19 protein-coding genes are annotated in these 24,634 nt (G+C 69.8%); 4 read left to right on the forward strand and 15 right to left on the reverse strand.

Features of this window, described 5'->3' with window-relative positions:
• Positions 1-243: 243 nt before the first annotated feature.
• The 3 genes from ACZ7HQ_RS38200 to thyX form a co-directional block, all read right to left on the reverse strand.
• Entirely contained in the window at positions 244-1,929 is a 1,686-nt protein-coding gene (locus ACZ7HQ_RS38200; protein WP_471000052.1) for a ribonuclease J, read from the reverse strand.
• 156 nt (positions 1,930-2,085) lie between these two features.
• The gene (gene dapA / locus ACZ7HQ_RS38205) at positions 2,086-2,985 is read right to left on the reverse strand and encodes a 4-hydroxy-tetrahydrodipicolinate synthase (RefSeq protein WP_471000054.1); all 900 of its coding nucleotides are present in this window, start codon (positions 2,983-2,985) and stop codon (positions 2,086-2,088) included.
• A gap of 229 nt (positions 2,986-3,214) precedes the next feature.
• Positions 3,215-3,964, reverse strand: coding sequence for an FAD-dependent thymidylate synthase (gene thyX, locus ACZ7HQ_RS38210; RefSeq protein ID WP_471000056.1), 750 nt, complete (start codon positions 3,962-3,964; stop codon positions 3,215-3,217).
• A 170-nt stretch (positions 3,965-4,134) separates the two neighbouring features.
• On the opposite strand from thyX, the gene ACZ7HQ_RS38215 reads away from it, so the two are divergent.
• A complete protein-coding gene (locus tag ACZ7HQ_RS38215) occupies positions 4,135-4,371 on the forward strand; it encodes a hypothetical protein (protein ID WP_471000058.1) in 237 nt (78 codons plus the stop codon).
• 88 nt (positions 4,372-4,459) lie between these two features.
• Positions 4,460-5,020, forward strand: coding sequence for a hypothetical protein (locus ACZ7HQ_RS38220; RefSeq protein WP_471000060.1), 561 nt, complete (start codon positions 4,460-4,462; stop codon positions 5,018-5,020).
• A 174-nt stretch (positions 5,021-5,194) separates the two neighbouring features.
• Here ACZ7HQ_RS38220 and ACZ7HQ_RS38225 read toward each other — a convergent pair whose 3' ends face one another.
• From ACZ7HQ_RS38225 to rpsO, 5 genes are all read right to left on the reverse strand, one after another.
• On the reverse strand, positions 5,195-5,647 hold the full coding sequence (locus tag ACZ7HQ_RS38225; protein ID WP_471000062.1) for a hypothetical protein: 453 nt from the start codon (positions 5,645-5,647) through the stop codon (positions 5,195-5,197).
• A 13-nt stretch (positions 5,648-5,660) separates the two neighbouring features.
• Complete coding sequence (dapB, locus tag ACZ7HQ_RS38230) at positions 5,661-6,413, reverse strand: 4-hydroxy-tetrahydrodipicolinate reductase (RefSeq protein ID WP_471000064.1); 753 nt, start codon at positions 6,411-6,413, stop codon at positions 5,661-5,663.
• Positions 6,414-6,439: 26 nt separating this feature from the next.
• Positions 6,440-7,819, reverse strand: a complete 1,380-nt coding sequence (locus ACZ7HQ_RS38235) for a M16 family metallopeptidase (RefSeq protein ID WP_471000065.1) — start codon at positions 7,817-7,819, stop codon at positions 6,440-6,442.
• On the reverse strand, positions 7,816-10,035 hold the full coding sequence (locus ACZ7HQ_RS38240; RefSeq protein ID WP_471000067.1) for a polyribonucleotide nucleotidyltransferase: 2,220 nt from the start codon (positions 10,033-10,035) through the stop codon (positions 7,816-7,818). The genes ACZ7HQ_RS38235 and ACZ7HQ_RS38240 overlap by 4 nt, the downstream gene beginning before the upstream one ends.
• A 336-nt stretch (positions 10,036-10,371) precedes the next feature.
• A complete protein-coding gene (gene rpsO, locus ACZ7HQ_RS38245) occupies positions 10,372-10,659 on the reverse strand; it encodes a 30S ribosomal protein S15 (RefSeq protein WP_351240480.1) in 288 nt (95 codons plus the stop codon).
• Between the two features lie 266 nt (positions 10,660-10,925).
• On the opposite strand from rpsO, the gene ACZ7HQ_RS38250 reads away from it, so the two are divergent.
• Positions 10,926-11,219, forward strand: coding sequence for a DUF397 domain-containing protein (locus ACZ7HQ_RS38250; RefSeq protein ID WP_471000069.1), 294 nt, complete (start codon positions 10,926-10,928; stop codon positions 11,217-11,219).
• Between the two features lie 71 nt (positions 11,220-11,290).
• On the opposite strand, the gene eccD is transcribed toward ACZ7HQ_RS38250, so the two are convergent.
• Positions 11,291-12,790 (reverse strand): type VII secretion integral membrane protein EccD, encoded by a 1,500-nt coding sequence (eccD, locus tag ACZ7HQ_RS38255; protein ID WP_471000148.1) that lies wholly within the window; start codon positions 12,788-12,790, stop codon positions 11,291-11,293.
• 300 nt (positions 12,791-13,090) lie between these two features.
• Here eccD and eccCa point away from each other — a divergent pair, with 300 nt between their 5' ends.
• On the forward strand, positions 13,091-17,056 hold the full coding sequence (gene eccCa, locus ACZ7HQ_RS38260; RefSeq protein WP_471000071.1) for a type VII secretion protein EccCa: 3,966 nt from the start codon (positions 13,091-13,093) through the stop codon (positions 17,054-17,056).
• A gap of 85 nt (positions 17,057-17,141) precedes the next feature.
• Here the strand turns inward: eccCa and ACZ7HQ_RS38265 are convergent, their stop codons facing one another.
• From ACZ7HQ_RS38265 to ACZ7HQ_RS38290, 6 genes are all read right to left on the reverse strand, one after another.
• Entirely contained in the window at positions 17,142-19,289 is a 2,148-nt protein-coding gene (locus tag ACZ7HQ_RS38265; RefSeq protein WP_471000073.1) for a protein kinase domain-containing protein, read from the reverse strand.
• A 31-nt stretch (positions 19,290-19,320) separates the two neighbouring features.
• Positions 19,321-21,519, reverse strand: a complete 2,199-nt coding sequence (locus ACZ7HQ_RS38270; RefSeq protein ID WP_471000075.1) for a protein kinase domain-containing protein — start codon at positions 21,517-21,519, stop codon at positions 19,321-19,323.
• Positions 21,520-21,527: 8 nt separating this feature from the next.
• The gene (locus tag ACZ7HQ_RS38275; protein ID WP_471000077.1) at positions 21,528-22,508 is read right to left on the reverse strand and encodes a protein kinase family protein; all 981 of its coding nucleotides are present in this window, start codon (positions 22,506-22,508) and stop codon (positions 21,528-21,530) included.
• 110 nt (positions 22,509-22,618) lie between these two features.
• Complete coding sequence (locus tag ACZ7HQ_RS38280; RefSeq protein ID WP_471000079.1) at positions 22,619-22,900, reverse strand: WXG100 family type VII secretion target; 282 nt, start codon at positions 22,898-22,900, stop codon at positions 22,619-22,621.
• A gap of 61 nt (positions 22,901-22,961) precedes the next feature.
• Positions 22,962-23,303: a WXG100 family type VII secretion target gene (locus ACZ7HQ_RS38285; protein WP_471000082.1), complete on the reverse strand. Its 342-nt coding sequence runs from the start codon at positions 23,301-23,303 to the stop codon at positions 22,962-22,964.
• Between the two features lie 113 nt (positions 23,304-23,416).
• Positions 23,417-24,616 carry a S8 family serine peptidase gene (locus ACZ7HQ_RS38290; protein WP_471000084.1) on the reverse strand — a complete coding sequence of 400 codons (1,200 nt, stop codon included), beginning with the start codon at positions 24,614-24,616 and terminating at the stop codon, positions 23,417-23,419.
• Positions 24,617-24,634 lie beyond the last annotated feature (18 nt).

Raw genomic sequence — 24,634 nt, forward strand, 5'->3', positions numbered from 1 at the left:
TATCAGATCTTTTCTCGATCCGATTTCCTCGGTGCTTTCCAGGTTCTCGCTTTCGCGTTTCCCTTTCCGGCGGTTCCGACTTTATCAGAAGTTCTGAGTCGGTTTTCCCACCCGCTCCCGGACACCTGTGTCCAGCGCGTGAAGTGCTGGGGTTCCCGGTTGGGCGGAGCCGTAAACGTACTGGAGCGGGGCGCCCCGATGCAAATCGAGGCGCCCCGCTCCGGGCTCGCATCCGACGGGGCGTCAGACCTCCACGACCACCGGGAGGATCATCGGCCTGCGGCGATAGGTGTCCGAGACCCACTTGCCCAGGGTGCGCCGAACGAGTTGCTGCAGCTGGTGCGGCTCCACGACGCCGTCCTGGGCCGACCGCTCCAGTGCCTCCGTGATCTTCGGGAGGACATCGGCGAAGGCCGAGTCCTCGATGCCGGAGCCACGTGCCTGGACGTGCGGGCCGCCGGTGATCTTGCCGGTGGACGAGTCCACGACCACGAAGACCGAGATGATGCCCTCGTCGCCGAGGATCTTGCGGTCCTTGAGGGCCGGCTCGCCGACATCGCCGACGGAGAGGCCGTCGACGTAGACGTAACCGGCCTGGACCTTCCCGGAGATCTTGGCCTTGCCGGCGACCAGGTCGACGACCACGCCGTCCTCAGCGATGACGATCCGGTCGTGCGGGACCCCGGTGAGGGCGCCCAGTTCGGCGTTGGCCCGCAGGTGGCGCCATTCGCCGTGCACCGGCATCAGGTTCTTCGGGCGGCAGATGTTGTAGAAGTACAGCAGCTCGCCCGCCGAGGCATGGCCGGAAACGTGCACCTTGGCGTTGCCCTTGTGGACGACGTTGGCGCCCCAGCGGGTCAGGCCGTTGATCACGCGGTAGACGGCGTTCTCGTTGCCGGGGATGAGGGAGGACGCGAGGATCACCGTGTCGCCCTCCACGATCCGGATCTGGTGGTCGCGGTTGGCCATCCTCGACAGGGCCGCCATCGGCTCGCCCTGGGAGCCCGTGCAGACCAGGACCACCTCATGGTCCGGGAGGTCGTCCAGCGTCTTGACGTCGACGACCAGGCCCGGTGGGACCTTCAGGTAGCCGAGGTCGCGGGCGATGCCCATGTTGCGGACCATGGAGCGGCCGACGAAGGCGACCCGGCGGCCGTACTCGTGGGCGGCGTCCAGGATCTGCTGGATGCGATGGACGTGGCTGGCGAAGCTGGCCACGATGATCCGCTTGCGGGCGCCGGCGAAGACCTGCCGCAGGACGTTGGAGATATCGCGCTCGTGCGGCGTGAAGCCGGGGACCTCGGCGTTCGTGGAGTCCGTGAGGAGGAGGTCGATGCCCTCCTCGCTCAGGCGCGCGAACGCGTGCAGGTCCGTGAGGCGGTTGTCCAGCGGAAGCTGGTCCATCTTGAAGTCGCCGGTGTGGACGACCATGCCGGCGGGAGTACGGATGGCGACGGCCAGGGCGTCCGGGATGGAGTGGTTGACCGCGATGAACTCGCAGTCGAAGGGGCCGATGCGCTCACGGTTCCCCTCGGCCACCTCCAGGGTGTACGGACGGATCCGGTGCTCCTGGAGCTTGGCCTCGATGAGGGCGAGGGTCAGCTTGGAGCCGATCAGCGGGATGTCCGGCTTCTCGCGGAGCAGGAACGGGACACCGCCGATGTGGTCCTCGTGGCCGTGCGTGAGGACGATGCCCTCGATGTCGTCGAGGCGGTCCCGGACGGACGAGAAGTCCGGCAGGATCAGGTCGATTCCGGGCTGCTCCTCCTCGGGGAAGAGCACTCCGCAGTCGACGATCAGCAGGCGGCCACCGTACTCGAAGACCGTCATGTTTCGGCCGATCTCGCCGAGACCGCCGAGCGGGGTGACCCGTAGGCCCCCCTCGGGGAGCGGCGGGGGCGAGCCGAGTTCGGGATGCGGATGACTCAAAAGACTCTCCTCACCACACGCGCCACGTACCGGTCGGGCACGTGGCGCGTGAGACGTTCGTGCAGAAGCAGTTGTCGTTGTGGGGTGCGGGCACCGGTGGCCCGTCATCTTCTGTTGTTCTTCAGTTGTGAAGCTCGTGTGGTGCCAAGTCTGTTGTCAGAGCTGTACCCCGCCGGCAACAAGATCGATCTTGAGCTGGGCGATCTCCTCGGGCGAGCACTCGACCATGGGTGAGCGCAGGGGTCCTGCGGGCAGGCCCTGGAGGGCGAGCGCGGCCTTGGTGGTCATGACGCCCTGGGTGCGGAACATGCCGGTGTAGACCGGGAGCAGCTTCTGGTGGATCTCGGTGGCCTTGACGACGTCGCCCGAGACGAATGCGTCGACGAGGGTGCGGAGGTCGGGGGTGACGACGTGGCCGACGACCGAGACGAAGCCGACCGCGCCCACGGAAAGCAGCGGGAGGTTCAGCATGTCGTCGCCCGAGTACCAGGCGAGGCCGGACCGCGCGATGGCCCAGCTGGCGCGGCCGAGGTCGCCCTTGGCGTCCTTGTTGGCGACGATCCGGGGGTGCTCGGCGAGCCGGACGAGGGTCTCGGTGTTGATCGGGACGCCGCTGCGGCCGGGGATGTCGTAGAGCATGACCGGCAGGCCGGTGGCGTCCGCGACGGCCGTGAAGTGGCGGTACAGGCCTTCCTGCGGGGGCTTGTTGTAGTACGGCGTGACGACCAGCAGGCCGTGTGCGCCGGCGCGCTCGGCCGCGCGGGCCAGCTCGATGCTGTGGTGGGTGTCGTTGGTGCCGACTCCGGCCACGACGTGGGCGCGGTCGCCGACCGCCTCCAGTACGGCTCGTACGAGGTCCGATTTCTCCGCGTCGCTGGTGGTGGGGGACTCGCCGGTGGTGCCGTTGATGATCAGGCCGTCGTTGCCTGCGTCCACCAGGTGGGCGGCGAGTCGCTGCGCGCCGTCGAGGTCGAGTGCGCCGTCCGCCGTGAAGGGCGTGACCATGGCGGTGAGGACCCGCCCGAAGGGGGTCTGCGGAGTCGAGGTCGGAGCCATGGGTAACACGCTACTCGGTGCTGAATGCGTGGTCTGCCCTTGGGGTGCCGGGAAAGTCAGGACAAATGCGGAGCCCGGCACTGCCTGCTCGGGGGTTCAAGCAGTGCCGGGTCCGTTTGATCAGGCTAGATGAACTTCTCTAAATGCCGCAATACGGACACTTCGCCAGGCTGATGCGGACATCCGTTCCTGGTGGGGGAACAGGGCTTCGCACGCTTTGGCTACGGGGCTAGGGAGCCACGCGGCCGTTCGCGTTGAAGGCGGCGTACGTCAGCGGCATGAGCCTGGCCCACTCCTCCTCCATCTTCTCGCCGACCATCTCGATCTCCCGCTGCGGGAAGGACGGCACCTTGGCCAGCTCGTGCTGGGTGCGCAGGCCGAGGAAGTGCATCAGGGAGCGGGCGTTGCAGGTGGCGTACATCGAGGAGTAGAGGCCGACGGGGAGGGCGGCCCGGGCGACCTCACGGGCGACACCCTCGGCGAGCATCTTCTGGTAGGCCGCGTACGCCTGCTCGTACGACTCGCGCAGGGTGTCGCTGACCGCCTCGTGCTGGGCCGGGGTGCCCTCGACGAACACGTACTTGCCGGGGCGGCCCTGCTGGACCAGCTTGCGGTCGGCGCCGGGGACGTAGAAGACCGGCTGCAGCTCCCGGTAGCGGCCGGACTCCTCGTTGTACGACCAGCCCACGCGGTGCCGCATGAACTCGCGGAACACGAAGATCGGGGCGCTGACGAAGAACGTCATCGAATTGTGCTCGAACGGGCTGCCGTGCCGGTCGCGCATCAGGTAGTTGATCAGGCCCTTGGAGCGCTCGGGGTCCTTCTTCAGCTCGTCCAGGGACTGCTCGCCGGCGGTGGAGACCCGCGCGGCGAAGAGGACGTCGGCGTCCGAAGCGCTGGACTTCACCAGCTCGACGGTGACGTCACTGCGGAACGTGAGCGACTCGGGGGTGGTCACGGGGGTCGGGGTCCTTCCCATCACTGCATGCGGTTCGCGCCCACCTTACGGGGCACCCGGCCGGGCCACGGCAGGACCTCACCTCAAAAATCCCGCCACGGATTTTTTCCGACATGGGCACCCTTTGTGTCACTCGAGCGTCTGTATCGGTGAGACCTGCTCGTTCGACCCCGAAAGGAGACGTAGCCCCCATGTTCCGTCGGCGCGAGCCCGTACCCTTCGCCTTCCTGGCCGAGGCTGACCGGTTCCGCAGCAATGTCACTCCCCCGCCCCGTCAGCGGGCGTCCTTCGGCGAGATAGCCGGGCGCTGGCTGCTGGGACTCACGATCGTCGCGGCGCTGGCGGGAGCCCTCGTACTCGGCATGCCGGCGATGTCCACGCCGTCCAGTACGTCGACGCAGCAGTCCCAGGCGTCCCAGGGGCACTGACCCTTCCGGCCGCCCAAGGGTGGTGAGCGGGAACAGCGGCGGATAGCCTCACCGGGCACAGCTCACGCAAGGATTGTGAGGACCAGCCGTGCCCCTGTCCTTCCTGACGGCCGACCGGACCTTCGAGGCTGCCGCCGACACTGCGCTGCCGTACGACGACCGGGAGCGCTGGCGGCGCCCCTACCGTCCCGGCCCCTGGCGTGTGGGCATGGCGGCGCTGGTGCTGCTGTTCGCCTCCTTCGTGCTGTTCGCCGCGGTGGCCGTCGCCCTGACCGACTCGGTGTCCTCCGCCGGTGCCGTCCTCGTCGCGGCGCTCGTCATCCTCGCTGGGGCGCTGCGGCTGCTGCGCATGGGCGTGTGGGTGAGCAGCCGCGGGCTGCGCCAGGTCGGCTTCCTGGTGACGCGTACGGCGCCGTGGGCCCGGGTGGTCTCCGTGCGGACGGTGCAGCAGCCGGTGCGCTGGCTGGGGCTGCCCCGCACGGTGCAGGGGCAGGCGCTGACGCTCGTACGCAAGGACCGGCCGGCCGAGGACACGCCGCCGCTGCTGACCACGCACACGCTGGACTTCCTGGGCCGCCCGGCCGCGTTCGACCGGGCGGCGGACACGGTGGAGGCATGGGCGGCGGAACACGGGCGGGTCACGCCGTAGGGGCCGGTTCGCCCGGCTGAGCGGTGCGCTGTGCCGCCCCCGGCCGTATGACTGCCGGCAGGCGTCGGCGCGATGCGGCCGACGGGGCTGCGGTTCCTCAGGGGCGCGGGAAACTGCGCGATCAGGCCCGCACCCGCATCCGCGCAGGTCGGACGCCCCTCGGCGGGGGCGCGGTCAGGAGGGGACGGGTCGGCCGTCGTGCAGGGCGATGGCCCTTTGCATCGCCTTGCGGGCGCGGGGCGTGTCGCGGGCGTCGTGGTACGCGACGGCGAGGCGGAACCAGCAACGCCAGTCGTCGGGGGACGCCTCGGTCTCGGCCTTGCGCTTGGCGAAGACCTCGTCGGCCGAGTCGCGGTCGATCCGGCCACCGGGCGTGCGCTTCAGCTCGTCGACCGGCAGGCCGCCCTCGGCGTCCAGCTCGGCGGCGAGGGCGTTGGCCCTGCGGACGAACTGGGTGTTCTTCCACAGGAACCACAGGCCGATGACCGGCAGGATCAGCACCGCGACCCCGAAGGTGACGGTGACGACCGTGCCGGACTCGATGAGCATCACGCCGCGGCTGCCGACCAGCAGGAAGTAGAAGACCAGGACGGCGGCCGTGACGAGGAAGGAGATCTTCGCGCGCATCGCAGGGTCTGTCTCAGCTCAGGTCCAGGAAGTGTTCCAGGCCGAAGGTCAGGCCCGGAGTGGTCACCACGCGGCGGGCGCCGAGCAGGATGCCCGGCATGAAGCTGCTGTGGTGCAGGGAGTCGTGGCGGATGGTGAGGGTCTCGCCCTCGCCGCCGAGCAGGACCTCCTGGTGGGCCAGCAGGCCGCGCAGGCGGACGGCGTGGACCGGGATCCCGTCGACGCTGGCGCCCCTCGCACCGTCCAGGGCCGTGGCCGTGGCGTCCGGCGCCGGGGCCGTACCGGCGGCGCGGCGGGCCTCGGCGATGAGCTGAGCGGTGCGCGTGGCCGTACCGCTCGGCGCGTCCACCTTGTTCGGGTGGTGCAGCTCGACCACCTCGACCGACTCGAAGTACGGCGCGGCGATCTGCGCGAACTTCATCGTCAGGACGGCGCCGATGGAGAAGTTCGGCGCGATGAGCACGCCGGTCCGCGGGGACCGGTCGAGCCAGCCCTGCAGCTGCGCGAGGCGCTCCTCGGTCCAGCCCGTCGTACCGACGACCGCGTGGATGCCGTGGCGCACGCAGAAGTCGAGGTTGTCCATGACGGAGTCCGGGGTGGTCAGCTCCACGGCGACCTGGGCGCCGGCCGCCGTCAGCGTCTCCAGCGTGTCGCCCCGGCCGAGGGCGGCGACCAGCTCCATGTCCTCGGCGGCCTCGACCGCCCTGACCGCCTCGGAGCCGATCCGGCCCTTGGCACCGAGGACCGCCACGCGCAGCTTGCTCATGTTCCTGCTTCCTGATCGGTGGTGTTTCAGGCGACGGCGTCGTGCAGCCGCGCGGCCTGCTTGTCCTTGAGCGGGCCGATGACCGACAGCGACGGGCGCTGTCCCAGGATGTCGCTGGCGACCGAGCGGACCTCGTCCGGGGTGACCGCCGCCATCCGGTCCAGCATGTCGTCGACGGACATCTGCTCGCCCCAGCACAGCTCGCTCTTGCCGATGCGGTTCATCAGCGCGCCGGTGTCCTCGAGGCCGAGGACGGTGGAGCCCTGGAGCTGGCCGACGGCGCGGGCGATCTCGTCGTCCGTGAGGCCGTTGGCGGCGACGTGGTCGAGCTCGTCGCGGCAGATCCTCAGGACGTCGTGCACCTGGTTGGGCCGGCAGCCGGCGTACACGCCGAACAGGCCGCAGTCGGCGAAGCCGGAGGTGTAGGAGTACACGCTGTAGGCGAGACCCCGCTTCTCCCGGACCTCCTGGAAGAGCCGGGAGGACATGCCGCCGCCGAGGGCGGTGTTGAGCACACCCATGGCCCAGCGGCGGTCGTCGGTGCGGGGGAGGCCCGGCATGCCGAGGACGACATGCGCCTGCTCGGTCTTGCGGCCGAGCAGCTCGACCTTGCCGGACGTGCGGATCGTACGGCTGCCGTGGCGCGGGGTGATGGGCTGCGCGTCGGCGTTCCGCAGGGCGCCCGCCTTCTCGAAGGCGGCGCGGACCTGTCGTACGACCTTGGCGTGGTCGATGTTGCCGGCGCAGGCGACCACCAGGTGGGTGGGGTCGTAGTGCTTCTTGTAGAAGCGGCGGATGCGGTCGGCGGTGAGGGCGTTGACCGTGTCGACGGTCCCGAGGACCGGGCGGCCGAGGGCGTTGTCGCCGAACATGGTGTGCGCGAACAGGTCGTGCACACAGTCGCCCGGGTCGTCCTCGGTCATGGCGATCTCTTCGAGGATCGCGCCGCGCTCGACGTCGACGTCCTCCTCGAGGATGAGCGAGCCGGTCAGCATGTCGCAGACGACGTCGATGGCGAGCGGCAGGTCGGTGTCGAGCACGCGCGCGTAGTAGCACGTGTACTCCTTGGCCGTGAACGCGTTCATCTCGCCGCCGACGGCGTCGAGGGCGGAGGAGATGTCCAGCGCGCTGCGCTTGTGCGTGCCCTTGAAGAGCAGGTGCTCCAGGTAGTGCGTGGCGCCGTTCAGGGCCGCCGTCTCGTCGCGGGAGCCGACGTGCGCCCAGATGCCGAAGGTGGCCGAGCGCACGGAGGGCAGGGTCTCGGTGACGATGCGCAGGCCGCCCGGGAGGGTGGTCTTGCGGACCGTGCCGATGCCGCCCGTGCCCTTGATGAGGGTTTGGGTACGGGCGACGGCCCGCGCCTCCGAAGAGGGGCGGGCCGTCACCTTGGAGCTACGGGACGTCACTGCTCGGCGTCGTCCTTCGCCTCGTCGGAGCCTTCCTCGCCCTCGATCACCGGAACGAGGGAGAGCTTGCCGCGGGAGTCGATCTCGGCGATCTCGACCTGGACCTTCTGGCCCACGCCGAGGACGTCCTCGACGTTCTCCACGCGCTTGCCGCCGGCGAGCTTGCGGATCTGCGAGATGTGCAGCAGACCGTCCTTGCCGGGCAGCAGGGAGACGAACGCACCGAAGGTGGTCGTCTTGACGACCGTACCGAGGTAGCGCTCGCCGACCTCGGGCATCGTCGGGTTGGCGATGCCGTTGATCGTGGCGCGGGCGGCCTCGGCGGAGGGGCCGTCGGCGGCACCGATGTAGATCGTGCCGTCGTCCTCGATCGTGATCTCGGCGCCGGTGTCCTCCTGGATCTGGTTGATCATCTTGCCCTTGGGGCCGATGACCTCGCCGATCTTGTCGACCGGGATCTTGACGGTGATGATCCGCGGGGCGTGCGGGCTCATCTCGTCGGGCCGGTCGATGGCCTCCATCATCACGTCGAGGATGTGGAGACGGGCGTCGCGGGCCTGCTTGAGGGCCGCGGCCAGGACGGAGGCCGGGATGCCGTCCAGCTTGGTGTCGAGCTGGAGGGCGGTCACGAACTCCTTGGTGCCGGCGACCTTGAAGTCCATGTCACCGAAGGCGTCCTCGGCACCGAGGATGTCGGTGAGGGTGACGTAGTGCGTCTCGCCCTCGATGTCCTGGGAGATCAGGCCCATGGCGATACCGGCGACGGGGGCCTTCAGCGGCACACCGGCGTTCAGCAGCGACATGGTGGAGGCGCAGACCGAGCCCATGGACGTCGAGCCGTTGGAGCTCAGCGCCTCGGAGACCTGGCGGATCGCGTAGGGGAACTCCTCGCGCGTGGGCAGCACCGGCACGAGCGCGCGCTCGGCGAGGGCGCCGTGGCCGATCTCGCGGCGCTTCGGGGAGCCGACGCGGCCGGTCTCACCGGTGGAGTACGGCGGGAAGTTGTAGTTGTGCATGTAGCGCTTGCGGGTCACCGGGGAGAGGGTGTCCAGCTGCTGCTCCATGCGCAGCATGTTGAGGGTGGTGACGCCCAGGATCTGGGTCTCGCCACGCTCGAACACGGCGGAACCGTGCACCCGCGGGATGGCCTCGACCTCGGCGGCCAGCGTACGGATGTCCGTCACGCCGCGGCCGTCGATGCGCTTCTTCTCCTTGATCACGCGCTCGCGGACCAGCTGCTTGGTGAGCGAGCGGTACGCGGCGGAGATCTCCTTCTCGCGGCCCTCGAACTCCGGCAGGAGCTTCTCGGCGGCGAGCGCCTTGACGCGGTCCAGCTCGGCCTCGCGCTCCTGCTTGCCGGCGATGGTGAGCGCCTGGGCCAGCTCGGGGCGGACGGCCGCGGTCAGGGCCTCCAGGACGTCGTCCTGGTAGTCCAGGAAGATCGGGAACTCGCCGGTCGGCTTCGCGGCCTTGGCGGCGAGGTCGGCCTGGGCGCGGCACAGGACCTTGATGAAGGGCTTCGCGGCCTCCAGACCGGCGGCGACGACCTCCTCGGTCGGTGCCTCGGAGCCGCCCTCGACCAGCTTGATGGTCTTCTCGGTGGCCTCGGCCTCGACCATCATGATCGCGACGTCGCCGTCCTCCAGGACGCGGCCCGCGACGACCATGTCGAAGACGGCGTCCTCGAGCTCGGTGTGCGTCGGGAACGCGACCCACTGGCCGCGGATCAGCGCGACGCGGACGCCGCCGATCGGGCCGGAGAAGGGCAGACCGGCCAGCTGCGTGGACGCGGACGCGGCGTTGATCGCGACGACGTCGTACAGGTGGTCGGGGTTGAGCGCCATGATCGTGGCGACGACCTGGATCTCGTTGCGCAGGCCCTTCTTGAAGGACGGGCGCAGCGGGCGGTCGATGAGGCGGCAGGTGAGGATGGCGTCCTCGGAGGGACGGCCCTCACGGCGGAAGAAGCTGCCGGGGATCTTGCCGGCTGCGTACATCCGCTCCTCGACGTCCACCGTGAGCGGGAAGAAGTCGAGCTGGTCCTTGGGGTTCTTGGAGGCGGTGGTGGCCGACAGCACCATGGTGTCGTCGTCCAGGTACGCCACGGCGGAACCGGCGGCCTGCTTGGCCAGGCGGCCCGTCTCGAAGCGGATCGTACGGGTGCCGAAGGCGCCATTGTCGATGACTGCCTCGGCGTAGTGGGTCTCGTTCTCCACTAGCGTTTTCTCCGTTACATATCGTCTTTCGTCCCTTGGCTGCCCGTGTGGCAGGGGGACGGTGGTGGAGAAGCGCTCCGTCTTGCGGGCCGGTCTTCGATCGAAGCACCCGGGGCTCGCATCCCCCGGGGGCCACTACCGAGGACCGGCGGCGGCTAGGTGCGCTTCTCCTCGTTCAGGGTCGTACGCCGTTCTGTGGCGTACGTCGTTCTGTGTCGTGCGTATTGCGTTGTGCTACCACACTACAAAGCGTGAGTGACACTCCGCACGTTTCCGTATGTACGACGAAGGGAGCGATCCCCGGGTGCTACCGGGAACCGCTCCCTTCACGGCGTCTTACTTGGCGCCCGCCGCACCACGGCGGATGCCGAGGCGGTCGACCAGCGTACGGAAGCGCTGGATGTCCTTCTTCGCCAGGTACTGCAGAAGGCGGCGGCGCTGACCGACCAGGATCAGCAGGCCACGACGGGAGTGGTGGTCGTGCTTGTGGGTCTTGAGGTGCTCCGTCAGGTCGGAGATCCGACGGGAGAGCAGAGCGACCTGGACCTCGGGGGAGCCGGTGTCACCCTCCTGGGTACCGAACTCGGCGATGATCTGCTTCTTCGTAGCGGCGTCGAGCGACACGCGCACTCCTCATAGTCTGTTGAGTGCCACCGAGTGCCCCCGGTCTACGTCTCGGGGAGCTTCCGTTACTCGGGAGGCGGGGATCCGCTGGGCGCGGCCACCAGAACCGACGGTTCCGGGGGTGCGTACACAAACGGCCGTCACTCAGGGTACCAGCAGGTGGCCGGCGCCTTGACCGCGGTCCGGAAACCGCCCGGACGGCGCTGCGGCGGCCACTAGGGTGAGCGCCGGGATCGTACGTACCGCCGGAAAGGGATCGCTGCACGATGACGGAGACGGAAGCGGAGATCAAGGCGCGCAAGGAGCGGGAGCGGGACGAACTGTACGCGCTCGACATCTCGGGCGTGGAGTGGCAGTGCGCACCCGGCACGGAGGAGCACGAGGAGCGGGTCGAGATCGCGTACCTGCCCGGCGGGGCCGTGGCGATGCGGTCGTCCCTCGACCACGACACCGTGCTGCGCTACACGGAGGCGGAGTGGCGGGCGTTCGTCCTGGGGGCACGGGACGGGGAGTTCGATCTGGAGCCCGGTGGCGGCAACGGGGGGCTGGGGGCGCACTGAGCGGCGCGCGGCGGTAGCGCGCGGGCCCGGGCTCTTGGCTGAGCCCGGGCCCGTCGTCGTCACCGCGCCGGTTATTTGCTGGTCATGGCCCGGGCGGTCGCGTACACGTCGAAGACGGCCAGGGTCAGCGGGATCAGCGTCAGCAGGACGAAGCCCTCGCAGATCTCCAGGAAGCGGCCCCAGAACGGGGTCACTCCGCCCCGCGGCAGGATCAGGCCGAGGGCGGTCACGACCGCCGCTGCGGCGGCGATGGCCGAGATCAGCCAGATCGTACGGATGTCGAGATCGGTACGGTCGCCGGTCAGCGCCTCGAGCATCGCGTGGCGCGGCGGGTTGAGGGCGAGGCCGAGGCCGAGCAGGACCAGGCAGGCGAGGCCGGCGCCGAGGACGGGGGCGACCTGGGCGGTGTAGCGGAAGAGCCCGGCACGCATCAGCATCGCGACGCCGGTGGCCAGCGCGAGCACCTGGGCCCAGATGTCGTCGGAGAAGCCCAGGACCGCCGAGGCGCCGACGGCGAGCACGGCGCAGCCGCCGACCAGGCCGACGAGGAGTTCGTGGCCGCGCCGGGCCTGGGCCTGGACGCGCTCGGTGTCCACGGGTTCGGCGGCGGACTCGGTGCCGTAGGCGGAGCGGGTGGGGCCGCTGCTGGGGCTCTCGAAACCGATCGGCAAGCGGGCGAAGCGCATGGACATACTGGGCAGGAAGGCGAGCGCACCCACGGCGACGGGCGCGCACAGGCCGGCCATCTCGGTAGGGGACCAGTGGGTGAGGGTCGCGGCGAAGACGACGACCAGGGCGATCGCCGAGGCGAACACGAAGGCGACGAACGGTCCGTCGCCGTGCGGGGAGCACAGGACGAGGATCAGCGACGCGACGAGGACGGCGCCGCACGCCAGGAGGAACTGGAGTCTACCGATGCCCTCCCCGCCGGTGAGCGGCAGCAGTCCGCTGCCGGCGACCCCGATGTTGGGCAGCGCGCCGAGGCCGAGGGCGACGGCCGAGCCGCGGTCGTCGTAGACGCGGGCGCGGACCGCGGAGAGCACGACCAGCAGGATGCCGGCGACAGCGGCGAGGATGCCGGCCAGGCCGTTCATGTCGTGACGGGGATCGGCGGTCCAGGCGACGAACGCCAGCAGCGTCGGCAGGACTCCGCCGCCGACGAGGCCCGCGGCCCGGGTCAGCTCGCCGCTCCACAGCTTGTGCTGCTTGGTGACGGCTGAGGCCACGGCCTCGGCCACATCGTCGAAGACGGCCGGCGGCAGGGACTCCGCGAACGGGCGCAGGGTGAGTAGTTCGCCGTCGAGAATGCGCTGGGCGGCGAAGGAGCGGGCGCTGTCCAGCACGCTGCCGTCGGTGCGGACGAGGTGGTAGCCGACCGGGGCGCCCGCCTCGGGGCTCTGCTGGGACAGCCGGAGGATCTCCGGATAGAGGTCGGCGACCGGGACGTCGTCGGGCAGCGCCACGTCGATACGGCTGTCCGGCGCGACGATGGTGACCCGGCAGAAGCCGAGTCCGGTGCCGGATCCCGCGGGGGCTCCCGTCCCGGGTCCGCCGGTGGCGGCGGCCGTCATGCTCACCTGCTGCTCCCCCTCAGTGGTGGTGGTGCGTCTACTTCGTGAAGGTCTCGTGCCGATCCGCCCTGGGCGTGGCGGCACGGGTGCCATGCGGCAGGGTTCCGGGGCCTTCCCGCCTCGACATGGAGGGAGTTGTCCCGGTATTTCCAGCCTGCTCGGCGTGTGCTCACGCGAACATCCGGCACCCTACCGCTCACCCGGCTGCCGTGAACTCAGTAGGATCACGCGGCGGCCTGCGCCCGCCGGACACGGGGCGGCGGGTGGAAAGCCTGGGTCGGGCAAGGGAATTGGTGAGCAGTGAGCCAGATTGTCGTCAAGCGCCCCGCTAGGGCGCTGCCGTCCGAAGTGCCCACGGAAGAGGTCGTTGTCCAGCCACCGCCCGAGCTGCCGCGAGGGCATCAGGAGAGCGTGCTGATGCAGCTCCTGCCCACGCTGGGCATGGGCGGCTCGGTGGTCTTCTTCTTCACGAACGGTCAGCCGTTCATGAAGATCATGGGCATGATCATGATCGCCTCGACGGTGGCCATGTCCATCGCCATGGTGGTCCGCTTCCGCCGGGGCTCGCAGGGGCAGTTGGCCGACATGCGCCGCGACTACCTCAGCTACCTGTCGCAGACCCGCAAGTCCGCCGTACAGACGGCCAGGGTGCAGCGGGACGCGCAGTACTACCTGCACCCCTCCCCCGAGCAGCTGTGGGCGCTCGTCGCCGAGGGCAGCCGGGTGTGGGAGCGGCGGCCCGGTGACGAGGACTTCGCGCACGTGCGCATCGGCCTGGGCCCGCAGCCGCTGGCGACCCCGCTCATCGCTCCCGAGACCGGCCCGGTCGAGCAGTTGGAACCGCTGACCGCGGGTGCGATGCAGCGGTTCCTCGCCACGCACAACTCCGTCGGCGACCTGCCGATGGCGGTGTCCCTGCGCGCCTTCTACCACGTCACGATCAGCGGCGAGCCGCAGTCCGTACGGGCCGCCGCCCGCGCCCTGGTCGGCTCGCTGGCCTCGCTGCACTCCCCGGAGGACCTGGTCATCGCGGTGGCCGCCGGCCGGGAGGCGCTGCCGCACTGGGACTGGGCGAAGTGGCTCCCGCACGTCCAGTCCTCCGGCGACGTGGACGGCGCCGGCACCCGCCGGCTGATCGGCACCGACCCGCGCGAGCTGGAGGACATGCTGTCCCTCCGGCTGACCGGCCGGCCCCGCTTCCACCCCGCCGCCTCCCCGCTCGTGGACGCGCCGCACATCGTGCTCGTACTGGACGACATCTCGCTGCTGCCGGACTCGGTGCTCGCGAACCCCGAAGGGCTCCAGGGCGTCACGGTCGTCGAGGTCGTGCCCGGCGACCTCACGACAGCGGGCGGCGACCTGAACGTGGTCGTACAACCGGGCATGCTGCGCCTGGAGTCCGGGCACGGCGAGATCTACGAGGGCACCCCGGACGGTCTCTCCTACGAGTCCGCCGAAGCCCTGGCCAGGCAACTGGCGCCGCTGCGTATGGCCTCGGGCGGCGACGACGACGAACCGCTGCTGGCGAACCTGGAGTTCACCGACCTGCTCGGCCTGGGCGACGCGGCGTCCGTCGACACCAAGCGGACGTGGCGCCCGCGTGCGCTGGCGGAGCGGCTGCGCGTGCCCATCGGCCTCGGCGAGGACGGCCGCCCGGTCATGCTGGACCTCAAGGAGGCCGCTCAGGAGGGCATGGGCCCGCACGGCCTGTGCGTCGGCGCGACCGGTTCCGGAAAGTCGGAACTGCTGCGCACCCTGGTGCTGGGCCTCGCCGTCACCCACTCCTCCGAGACCCTGAACTTCGTCCTCGCCGACTTCAAGGGCGGTGCCACCTTCGCCGGCATGGCGCAGATGCCGCACGTGGCGGCGGTCATCACCAACCTGGCCGACGATCTCACGCTGGTCGACCGCATGGGCGACTCGATCCGCGGTGAGCTCAACCGCCGCCAGGAGATGCTGCGCGACGCGGGCAACTACGCCAACATCCACGACTACGAGAAGGCGCGCGCGGCCGGTGCCCCGCTGCAGCCGATCCCGTCCCTGGTCCTGGTGATCGACGAGTTCAGCGAGCTGCTGACCGCCAAGCCGGACTTCATCGAGATGTTCGTGCAGATCGGCCGTATCGGCCGATCGCTCGGCGTGCACCTGCTGCTCGCCTCGCAGCGCCTGGAGGAGGGCCGGCTGCGCGGCCTGGAGACGTACCTCTCCTACCGCATCGGTCTGCGTACCTTCTCCGCGGCGGAGTCCCGCGCCGCCCTCGGTGTCCCCGACGCCTACGAACTCCCGAACGTGCCCGGCTCCGGTTTCCTGAAGTACGGCACGGACGAAATGGAGCGCTTCAAGGCCGCCTACGTCTCCGGCGTGTACCGCTCGGGCACGCAGCGCGCGGTACACGGCGGCGGACCGCTGCCGGTGGACCGGCGCCCGGTGCTGTTCACCGCCACCCAGGTGCCGGTGCGGTACACGGCCATCCCCCAGCAGCGCAAGGAGGCGCAACCGGAGGTGGACGAGGCGCTCGCCGACACGGTCCTCGACGTGATCGTGCGCCGGCTGGAGGCGCAGGGCCCGGCGGCCCACCAGGTGTGGCTCCCGCCGCTGGAGAGCCCACCGTCGCTGGACGCGCTGCTGCCCGGCCTCGCCGCGGTGCAGGGCCGCGGTCTGACCCAGCCGAACTACGAGGGCGCCGGCCGCCTGGTTGTCCCGGTCGGCCTGGTCGACAAGCCGTACGAGCAGCGCCGTGACCGCCTGATGCTCGACTTCTCGGGCGCGGCGGGCCACATGCAGATCGTCGGCGGTCCCCAGTCCGGCAAGTCGACTCTGCTGCGCTCCCTGATCTGCTCCTTCGCGCTCACGCACACGCCGTACGAGGTGCAGTTCTACGGCCTGGACTTCGGTGGCGGCGGTATGGCCGCGGTCGACGGCCTGCCGCACGTGGGTGGCGTCGCCTCCCGTCTCGACCCGGAACGCGTCCGGCGTACGGTCTCCGAGGTCTACGGCGTCCTGACCCGCCGCGAGGAGTACTTCCGCTCCGCCGGTATCGCGTCCATCGCCGACTACCGTGCCCGCCGCGCCCGCGGTGAGATCTCGGTCACCGAGCAGCCCTGGGGCGACGTCTTCCTGATCATCGACGGCTGGGGCAACTTCCGCACGGACTACGAAGCCCTCGAACCGGTGGTCCTGGACATCGCCGCGCGCGGTCTCGGCTACGGCATCCACGTCGTCATCACGGCGTCGCGCTCGATGGAGGTCCGCGCGAACCTCAAGGACCACCTGATGAACCGCCTGGAGCTGCGTCTGGGCGACGTCATGGACTCCGAGATCGACCGCAAGGTGGCCGCGAACGTCCCCACCGGCGTCCCCGGCCGCGGTCTGTCCCCGCAGAAGCTGCACTTCATGGCGGCGGTGCCGCGCATCGACGGACTGACGTCCGACACCGACCTCGCCGAGGCCACGGCGGCGCTGTCCACCGAGGTCGGCCGCCACTGGCAGGCGCCGGGTGCCCCGAAGGTACGGCTGCTGCCGCGCCAGCTGGAGGCCGTCCAGCTGCCGCCGGGCGACCGCCTCCCGAAGCAGGGCATCGCCTTCGCGCTGGACGAGGAGAACCTCGAGCCGGTCTTCCTGGACTTCGAACAGGACCCGTTCTTCCTGATCTTCGGCGAGAGCGAGTCCGGCAAGTCCAATCTGCTGCGCCTGCTGATCAAGCAGCTGTCGCTGCGGTACGGCGGCGACGAGGTGAAGTTCTTCGTCGTAGACAACCGCCGCTCCCTGCTGGACATCACGCCCGCCTCCCACCTGGCGGAGTACATCCCGATGTCCAGCCAGATGGACCACCACATGACGGCTCTCGCGGACCTCATGCAGCGCCGCACCCCCACGGCCGACGTCACACCCCAGCAGCTCCGGGACCGCAGCTGGTGGCGCGGACCGCAGGTCTTCGTCGTCATCGACGACTACGACCTCGTCTCCACATCCAGCGGCAACCCGCTCGGCGGCCTGACGGAGATGCTCCCCTTCGCCCGGGACGTCGGCGTCCGCTTCATCGTCGCCCGCTCCTCCGCGGGCGCGAGCCGCGCCTCGTACGAGCCGTTCATGCAGCGGATGAAGGAACTCGGCGCCCAGGGAATCGTCCTGGCGGGCGACCCGGCGGAGGGCGACATCCTCGGCGGGGTCCGGCCGCGGCCGATGCCCCCGGGGCGGGGCGTCTTCGTGTCGCGGAAGAGGGGGAAGCCGTTGGTTCAGACCGGGTTGGTGGACGTGGAGTACTGAAGCCGGCGGCGGAGGCCCTGGTCATCCATCAGGACGACCGGGGCGCCGTCGGCCACCAGGCGTACGAGTACGCGATGACCGGAGTTCAGAAGACCGGCAGTGCGTACAGGGATTCGCCGTTGGTCACGAAGACACGGTTGCCGTCGGCTGCGAAGGCGAGGCTTCCGGGGTCGGCTTTGAAGCCGAGGTTCCCAAGGACACCGGAGAGGCTGTAGGACCAGATCTCACTGGCCCTGGCCGCGGTGTCCGTCGTTTTCACGCCGGGGTCGCTCCCGCCGTCCATGAGCCAGACTCCGTTGCCCTGCCGCAGGATGGGGAAGTCGCCCGCGCTCAGGGCCTGCCCGCCTTCCCAGCGCTCCTTGCCGTCGCGGACGCCGTAACCGTAGGGCTCGGCGTCCCCCTCGCTGTCACAGGCACTGGAATACACGATGTCGCCGTACACACTGGGGCACGACCACTCCTCGATGCTGTGGTCGTAGTAGGCCCTCTCCGTGTGTGACCACAGCTGCTTGCCGTCCGAGATCCTGCGCGCGGACAGCGACTTGCCGTTGAGGTAGACGACGCCGTTCCGGGCCACGGGAACGAGGGACCGTTTCTTCGCCAGATTCCGGGCCGCCCATTCCATGCGCCCGTTCCCCGTGTTCACCGCCATGGCGTGCCCGGTGGTGGTGGCGACGACGAGCCTTTCCTGGTCGGCGGCGGCTGTGGGCAGGAGCTTCGCGCGGAAGTCGTCCGGTACCGGTGCCGTCCAGCGGATCCTGGCGTCGGCACGGCCCACGGCACGCAGACGGTGGTCCTTCGTCACCAGGTAGATCGCGTCCGCGTCCGCGGTCAGCAGCGCGGCAGCGTCGGCCTTTGCCGTCCACTTGGGCTCACCAGTGGACGGCACGAAGGTGTGCAGGATGCCGTTCTCGTCGGCGGCCACGAGCAGTCGGTCGTCGAGCGAGAGACAGCGGCACGCTATCTGCTTCATCGGAGCGCTCCAGCGCCGCTTGCCGTCGACGACGTTGAGAGCCGTCAGACCGGTGACGGCATTGCTGACGATGACGACGTCCCGCACGGGCAACGGCGCCGGGGAGTGGGGACTCGGCACCCAGGTGGCCTGCCACAGGGGTTTCGGTGAGCCCCCGATGATGTAGTCGCCCTTGTCCGCGGAGAGCAGGCGTGCCTCCGGTGTCTTCACAGCGGGCGGGTAGGTGAAGAGTTCCCTACGGCGGTCACCGCGGCCCCGCAGCAGCCACCAGCCGGCACCGGTCCCGCCTGCGGCGAGTACCGCTCCGCCCGCGGCGAATCCGGTGAGCAGGCGCCGCCGGCTGAACGCGGGTCCCGTCTCCGCCGTGGACAGCAGAGGGGCGGTCAGGTTCCTGACGTCACGTTCCCTCTCCTTGATCGCGTCCGCCACCGGCCCGTGCTTCCACACCCTGTCCGCCTTCTTGGGCGGAGCGAAGGCGGTGATGATCTGTTCGAGGGCAGGCCGTCCCGCCGCCTCTTTGGCGAGGCAGGGGGCGATCAGGGCGTGCTGCTCGGGCGACAGGCCCTGCCAGCGTGGCTCACCGTGGACCACCTCGTACTGGACGGCGGCCACGTGCGCGCCCTCGAAGGCCCGGTGCCCGGTGGCCGCGTAGACGAGGACGGCACCGAGGGAGAACACGTCGGCGGCAGCGGTCACACGCCGGCCGAGCACCTGCTCGGGGGCGCCGTACCCGGGTGTGACGGGGATCTGTCCGGTGGTGGTGAGCGTCAGACCGTGCTCGGGACGTGCGATGCCGAAGTCGATGATGCGCGGGCCGTCCGAGGTGAGGATGATGTTCGGCGGTTTGAGGTCACGGTGGACGAAGCCCGCGGCGTGGATGTCACGCAGGGTATGTGCGACGGAGGCGGCCAGCGCGCGAACCCCGCTGTCGTCCAGCGGGCCGAGCCGGTCCACGATCTGGTCCAGTGTCGGCCCGGCAAGGAACTCCGTCGCGATCCAGGGCCGCCCGCCCTCGGTCTGCGCGCCCAGAACGGCGGCCACACCCGGGCTCCGTACGGCCTGGGCCGCCAGCCCTTCGCGAACGAAGCGCTGAGCCAGGTTGGTGTCGTGGGAGAGTTCGGGCCGGAGCACCTTCACCGCGGCGACGGTGCCCGCGTGGTCCTGGCCGACGTACACCTTGCCCATACCGCCCTCGCCCAGCACCCCGAGCAGTCGGTAGGGGCCGAGACGGATCGGGTCGCCGGTCTCCAGGGGTCTCATCGCGGATCGCTTTCTCGTCTCACCGGACAGTTCACTGCAGAGGGAAGGCCGCCAGGAAACTGCCGCCCAGCCCGACGACCACCTTGGCCTTCTCATGAGCGACGAAGCGGTCACCGCTGGTCTTGTAGGAGTGCGCCGGGGTCCGGGAGGAGAGATCGACGGCCCACAGCTCCGAGTCCCGTCTGCTGTACGCGAAGTCGGTGCCGATCACGGGCGCGTCATCCAGGTCCGCCTTCGCCCCCTGGCCCCCCTTCTCCTCCCACTTGACCCGGCCGCTCACCGGGTCGAAGGCGACGAGCCCGAGCCCCTTCTCGACCGCGTACAGGGTGCCGTCCGTCAGCGTGGGCAGCCCGTACGTACGGCCCGGCCTGGTCGTCCTGGAGTCCCAGGCCACCGCGCCGTCGGCGAGCCGCAGGGCCCGCAGCTCGCCGGCGCCGACGTACAAGTGCCTGGTGTCGGTGGCCAGGGACCGGCGTACGCGATCCGGCTTCACCCCGGCCAGTGGCCGGTCCCAGCGGACGGCTCCGCTGCGGGTGTCGCGCACGACGGCGTGGACCCTTCCGTCGTTGCTCTCCTCAAGCGCCACGAAGTGGCGGCCCACGACGGCGCCGGAGAGGACGTAGAACCGCTCGGTGCCCGGCTTCCGGGCAGGCAGCGATGTCGTCCACAGTCGCTTGCCGGAGTCGATGTCGACCGCGCACATGTACCAGGACTGCCCTGCCGTGAACGTGTTGTGTTCCCACGCTCCACGGCCCCCCACCACATAGGCGGTGCCGTCCGCGACGCGGACGAGCTGGGCCGGATAGAGGTCGCCGTTCAAGTCGTCGAACGCCACCAGGGCTCCCGAGACCTCGCCCTTGAGCAGATCGACGGACGCCAGGACCATCCGGGGCCCGCCGATGGTGCTGCGGCGCGGGGCTTCGTCGGCGGAGGCGAGGGTGAAGAGCCGCTCTCCGTCGGTGGCGTTCTTCCAGGAATAGACCAGCTGTGTCGTCCACTGCCGCCGGCCCGTCGTGGCCACGACGCCGACCGAGTCGTCGGCCACCGCCATCACCAGGTTCTCCACCACCAGCGGTTGCGACAGGACGTCCCGCTCGAAGATGCCCGGCGCACCGATCTGGACCTGCCACAGGGAGTCCAGCTTCTTCTCCGGGAGCAGGCTGTTGCTGGGCCCCGGGGTCGGCTGCCCGCCGCCCGATCCGCCCCACTCACTCCAGGCAAGTGCGCCCGCACCGCCCGCCACCACCAGCGCCGCCCCCGCACCGGCGAGCAGCAACCGGCGACGCGACCACCGCGTGGTAGCCGCCGCCGTCGCCTCCTCCTCCGGCGGAGCCGGCAGGCGTTGCGCCGTGACCTGCCAGACCTCGGTCGCCCGCCGAGCGATGTCGGCCAGGAGCGTGTCCGGCAGATGGTCGGCGAACTCACCACTGCCGTCGTGCAGTTGAGAGGCCAACCAACCGGTCGCCGGCCTCCGGAAGGGATTCTTGTCCAGGCACTGGCTCAGCAACGGCACCAGAGCGTCCGGCACGCCGCTCAGGTCGGGCTCCGCGTACTGCACCCGGTACAGCAGATCCGCCGCCTGTCCGTGCCCGAAGGGCGGGCGCCCGGTGGCGGCGAACACGAGGAGACCGGCGAGTGCGAAGACGTCCCCGGCGGCCGTGTGCTCCTGCCCGCTCGCCTGCTCCGGCGACATGAACGCGGGGGTCCCGACCGCGACTCCGACCCGCGTGAGACGGTCGTCGCCGGCCGCCCGGGCGATACCGAAGTCGATGACCTTGGGCCCGTACGCCGTGATCAGGATGTTGGACGGCTTGAGGTCGCGGTGAACGACGTCCGACGCGTGCAGCTGCCCCAGCGCCCCGCACAGCGCCGCCCCCAGCGCCCGTACGGACCCTTCCGGCAGCGGACCGCACAGCTCCACGGCCTCGTCGAGAGGGGGTCCGAGCACGTACTCGGTCGCGAACCACGGCGTCTCGGCCCGCGGATCCGCGTCGACCACCCCGGCACCGAACCGCTCCCCCACGACCCGCGCCGCGTCGGTCTCCAGCCGGAACCGGGTGCGGGACGCCGGGTCGGACGCGATGCGGGCGTGCATGGTCTTCAGCGCGACGGTACGACCGCCTGCGCTCCGGGCGAGGTAGACGGTACCCATGCCGCCGCTGCCGAGGCGGGCGAGCGGGCGGTACGGGCCGAGTACCTGGGGATCGTCGTGGGTGAGAGGGGAGGGCATGACCGTCGTCAGTTCGGGTGAGGTGCGGAGCTGGTGGGCGAGGGGGGTGTTGTCTCGACGGGAAACTCCGCCATGAGGACGGCCGCCGACTGATGGGCGAGGGCGGCGATCACGCGCCCCGGGAGCCACCCCGGGGCCGGCCGGGCCGTGCTGCGGCTTCCGGCGTCGGCGCTGCGGCTTCCGGCGTCGGCGGGGGCGTGGCCGGCCAGGACTTCGATCAGCTCGGCGAGCTGGGGGCGGGTGTTGGGGTCACGGGAGAGGCAGCGGGCGATGACCGTGCGGAAGGCGGCCGGCAGTTCGTCCCGTTCGGGCGTCGTGTAGCCGGTGGCCGCGTACGCGAGTGTCGCCCCGAGGGCGTAGACGTCTCCAAGAGGCCGCGGGCGTCCTCCGGAGGCCTGTTCCGGCGGCAGGCTGCCCACTTCGAGCCCCGGGAGCCCGGTGCGAGCCGTACCCTCCGGGGCTGCTGCCCGCACCGCGCCGAAGCAGGACAGACGTGGCCCGTCAGCGGCGAGGAGCACGGCCGCCGGAGACACGCCCGCGAAGGTCAGGCCCTGCCCGTGCAGGATGGCCAGCGTCTCGGCCAGGGCGATCCCCAGGGCGCGTACCGTCCGCTCGGGCAGCGGGCCGCCGTGGACCGCGAGGGCGGTCGGCAGGGGCAGGACGGGCTGGTACGGCCACGCGTACCAGGCGGGTTCGGCCGGATCGGCAAGTGCCGTGGCTGGGGCGGCACAAGGGCCGAGCAGGTAACGGGAGGCTTCGGCTTCCGTGCGGAAGCGCTGGGCGTCGGCTCCCGGCTGCGGGAAGCAGAGCAGGACGGTGTGCTGACCGTCGGCACTGCGGGCGATGTAGCGCCGCTCGGGAACGGGAACCCCGGTACGGGAGTCGTCCAGCGCGGTGATGAGCGTGTACGGGCCCACTCGTCGCCGCGCCTTCGCGGCGCTGCCCGGTTCCCCGGCGGCCACACCCGTGGCACCACCTGTGGCGTGCATGTCCTGTCCTGGTTCTTCCGCTTTGCCGGGTCCTTCCCGACACGACTGGGGGTGGGCACCCTCCGTGCGTGCCCACCCCGCTACCGCGACGTGCCGATGGTCCCGGCCACTTACTGGAAGTAGCTGGCGGCCTTCTTGTCGCCGCCCATGTAGTCACCGCCGGCGGCGTGCACGGCCCGGCCGATGGCGCGCAGGGACTCGTGGATGGCCCGGGCCGCGGTGTCCCACTCGGTCTGCTTCCTCATGTACGCCTGGTGGGCCTCGCCCTCCCACATGCCGGAGACCTTCTGGACCTCGCGCTTGATCTCGCCGAGGCTGGCCTCGAGCTTCTCGGCCTGGGTGGCGATTTCGGTCGCGATCTGGTCGAGGCCGTCGTAATGAACTTCTGTCACGCCACTGTTGTTGACGCCCATGATTCCTCCGTTGTTCCGAGAAGTGGTGGTCTGACCGGGATCAGTAGTGCGACAGCGCCGAGTGCGAGCCGCCGAGGTTCACGTCGATCTTCTGGACCGTGGCGCGGACCTGGTCCTCGGTGTTGTCGTTGATCTTCATGGTGGTGCTCATCGACTCGATGAACCCGACCAGGATGTTGCCGATCCGGACCATGTTCTCGTTGATCTCGGTCTGCTTGGCGTTGAATGCGCCGGCGCCGATGCCCTTCCAGTGACCCTCGAGCGAGTCGATCAGGTGCTGGAGGCGCCCGAGCTGCCCCTTGATGTCGTCGAACTGCGCCAGCAGCTTCTGTTCAAGGCCGACAACTGATTCTTTTGTGATCTTCTGGGTGCTTGCGGCCATTACGATGCCTTTCTCTGTGAACTGACCTTGCCGAGTGCCGACTTCAGGCAGTCAGCACCAACGGCAAGCGGACCTCTGCCCGTTCGGGGAACGAGCAGCTGCGCGGGGACCGGTCAGGCGTTACGCCGCGCCCGCAGCACGGCGAATCCGGCACCTCCGACGAGGAGTACGGCTGCTGCGGCGCCGACGATCACCCAGATCTGGGTGTTGCCGTCGGAGCCGGAGTCCTTCGCTGCGGCGGAGGTGGGGCTGTTGGCGGATCCGGCGTCCTTCGCGGAGGAGTCGGACGAGGCGGACGGGGCGGAGCCGGCCGAGGTGTCGGCGGCACCCGGGGCCTTGTCGCCCGTGAAGGGGTCCACGTTGGCCGGTCCGGGGTTGATGTTCGGATCGTCGAGGACCTTGCGCGGACGCATGAGACCGAAGCCGAGATAGATACTCCGCTCGTCTTTCGGCCACTTACGGCTGGCCGTGTCGTACAGCACTCGGAGCACCTGGCTGGCCGTCCACTTGGGATGGGCCGACCAGACGAGGGCGGCGGAGGCGGAGGCGATGGCGGAGGCGGCGCTGGTGCCCGGGGAGTTGCAATACTCCTTGAACGAGTTGTCACACCAGCCAGGTACGTCGACTCCAGGTGCCGCAAAGTCGACGTACTTGCCGTGCTCCGAGAATTTGGCCACAGTGCCGGACTGATCCGACGCGGAGATGCCGTTGACGTACGGGTAGAAGGCCGGATAGTCGATCTGGTTCTTCTTCAACCCCGCGTTACCGACGGCAGCGAAAAGGAGCTTACCTTTGGAAGCGGCATATTTTATCGCCGCCTCCTCATCCGGATCGTAGAACTCGCTGCCGAAGGACATGTTGATGATCTTGGCGTCACTATCGGCGGCAGCCCTGATCGCTTCGACCGACGAAGCAGTCTTGCCCTTCTCCTGCTTGTCTTTCAGTGAATTGAGCCCAATGCGGTAAGGGATGATCTTTGCCCCGAAGGCCAGGCCTTTTATACCGTTGTCCGCACCGGTGCCAGCGATCAATTCCGCCATGGTTGTGCCATGGCCGTCATAGTCCTGGGTGACATGGTACGAGACGGATTTCTGCACCTCGTTGACGAGTACCTGACCCCTCAGAGAGGGAGTGTTCGGATTGACTCCGGAGTCGATGACCGCGACCTTCACCCCCTTGCCAGTACTCGTCTTCCACATGCCGTCGGCGTGCATCGCGTTCAGGTACCACTGCTTCGACCGAATGTCCACGGCCGCGGCACCAGGAGCCAGGGACGTGGACACGATGGTCAACGCGCCCAGCACGGAGCACACGACGGACAGGCGTGTTCC

This window comes from Streptomyces sp. NPDC037290 (assembly GCF_055603245.1).

Excerpts from the sequence above, each read along its gene's own strand:
- dapA (WP_471000054.1), bottom strand. The coding sequence starts at position 2,985 with ATGGCTCCGACCTCGACTCCGCAGACCCCCTTCGGGCGGGTCCTCACC.
- thyX (WP_471000056.1), bottom strand. The coding sequence starts at position 3,964 with ATGGGAAGGACCCCGACCCCCGTGACCACCCCCGAGTCGCTCACGTTC.
- ACZ7HQ_RS38215 (WP_471000058.1), top strand. The coding sequence starts at position 4,135 with ATGTTCCGTCGGCGCGAGCCCGTACCCTTCGCCTTCCTGGCCGAGGCT.
- ACZ7HQ_RS38225 (WP_471000062.1), bottom strand. The coding sequence starts at position 5,647 with ATGCGCGCGAAGATCTCCTTCCTCGTCACGGCCGCCGTCCTGGTCTTC.
- dapB (WP_471000064.1), bottom strand. The coding sequence starts at position 6,413 with ATGAGCAAGCTGCGCGTGGCGGTCCTCGGTGCCAAGGGCCGGATCGGC.
- ACZ7HQ_RS38250 (WP_471000069.1), top strand. The coding sequence starts at position 10,926 with ATGACGGAGACGGAAGCGGAGATCAAGGCGCGCAAGGAGCGGGAGCGG.
- eccD (WP_471000148.1), bottom strand. The coding sequence starts at position 12,790 with ATGACGGCCGCCGCCACCGGCGGACCCGGGACGGGAGCCCCCGCGGGA.
- ACZ7HQ_RS38265 (WP_471000073.1), bottom strand. The coding sequence starts at position 19,289 with ATGAGACCCCTGGAGACCGGCGACCCGATCCGTCTCGGCCCCTACCGA.
- ACZ7HQ_RS38270 (WP_471000075.1), bottom strand. The coding sequence starts at position 21,519 with ATGCCCTCCCCTCTCACCCACGACGATCCCCAGGTACTCGGCCCGTAC.
- ACZ7HQ_RS38275 (WP_471000077.1), bottom strand. The coding sequence starts at position 22,508 with ATGCACGCCACAGGTGGTGCCACGGGTGTGGCCGCCGGGGAACCGGGC.
- ACZ7HQ_RS38285 (WP_471000082.1), bottom strand. The coding sequence starts at position 23,303 with ATGGCCGCAAGCACCCAGAAGATCACAAAAGAATCAGTTGTCGGCCTT.